The 1,144-nt window shown below is 47.2% G+C and carries 1 pseudogene; it reads left to right on the top strand.

Going from position 1 to position 1,144, the window contains the following annotated elements:
* Nucleotides 1–1,144, top strand: a pseudogene (vmeI, locus tag R7035_RS25675) (efflux RND transporter permease subunit VmeI); the annotation flags it as partial.

Below are 1,144 nucleotides of genomic sequence, written 5' to 3'. Positions count from 1 at the left end.
CGAAAAGTGAACGACTTAAAAGTCACGTTACCACCAGGTGTTAATGAGCCTCAGGTTATTGATGACTTCGGTGATGTGTACGGCATCTTGTTGGCAGTGACAGGGGATGGCTACAGCTATAAAGAGTTGCTGGATTATGTCGACTACTTACGCCGTGAGCTTGAACTGGTCGATGGCGTCAGCAAGGTTTCTGTCTCTGGTCAGCAGCAAGAGCAAGTCTTTATTGAAGTTTCGATGAAGAAGCTCAGCAGTATTGGTTTGTCGCCAAATACGGTTTTTAACTTGCTGTCCACGCAAAATATTGTGTCTGATGCTGGCGCTATTCGTATTGGTGATGAGTACATTCGAATTCAACCTACGGGTGAGTTCCAAAGCGTTGATGAGTTAGGGGACCTGTTGATCACCGAATCTGGCGCGCAAGGGCTTATTTTCCTCAAAGACGTAGCGGAAATTAAACGTGGCTATGTTGAAGTGCCGAGTAACATCATCAACTTTAACGGCAGCTTAGCGCTGAACGTTGGTGTGTCGTTTGCTCAAGGTGTCAATGTGGTTGAAGTCGGTAAGGCCTTTGATCGTCGCCTTGCCGAGTTGAAGTATCAACAACCGGTTGGTGTCGAAATATCAGAGATTTACAGCCAACCGAAAGAGGTAGATAAATCGGTCAGCGGCTTTGTGATCAGTTTGGCGCAGGCGGTTGGCATCGTAATTATTGTATTGCTGTTCTTTATGGGGCTGCGCTCGGGTCTACTGATAGGCCTGATCTTGCTACTCACGGTTTTAGGTACGTTCATCTTCATGAAATATCTCGCGATTGACTTGCAGCGCATCTCTCTGGGTGCATTGGTTATCGCACTCGGTATGTTGGTGGATAATGCCATCGTGGTGGTGGAAGGGATATTAATCGGCACTCAAAAAGGGCGAACGCGATTACAAGCTGCGACGGATATTGTCACTCAAACCAAATGGCCGCTATTGGGTGCAACTGTAATTGCGGTAACGGCATTTGCGCCAATTGGTTTGTCTGAAGACTCCACGGGTGAGTACTGTGGCACCTTGTTTACGGTGCTGCTGATTTCCCTCATGCTGAGTTGGTTTACCGCTATTTCTCTAACGCCGTTCTTTGCCGATATTTTCTTTAAGGGAC

It is taken from the genome of Vibrio sp. 1731, assembly GCF_033339955.1.
Lineage (GTDB): Bacteria > Pseudomonadota > Gammaproteobacteria > Enterobacterales > Vibrionaceae > Vibrio > Vibrio alginolyticus.
Note: the sequence above shows the minus strand (reverse complement) of the source record. Positions and strands in the feature narration are given on the sequence as shown.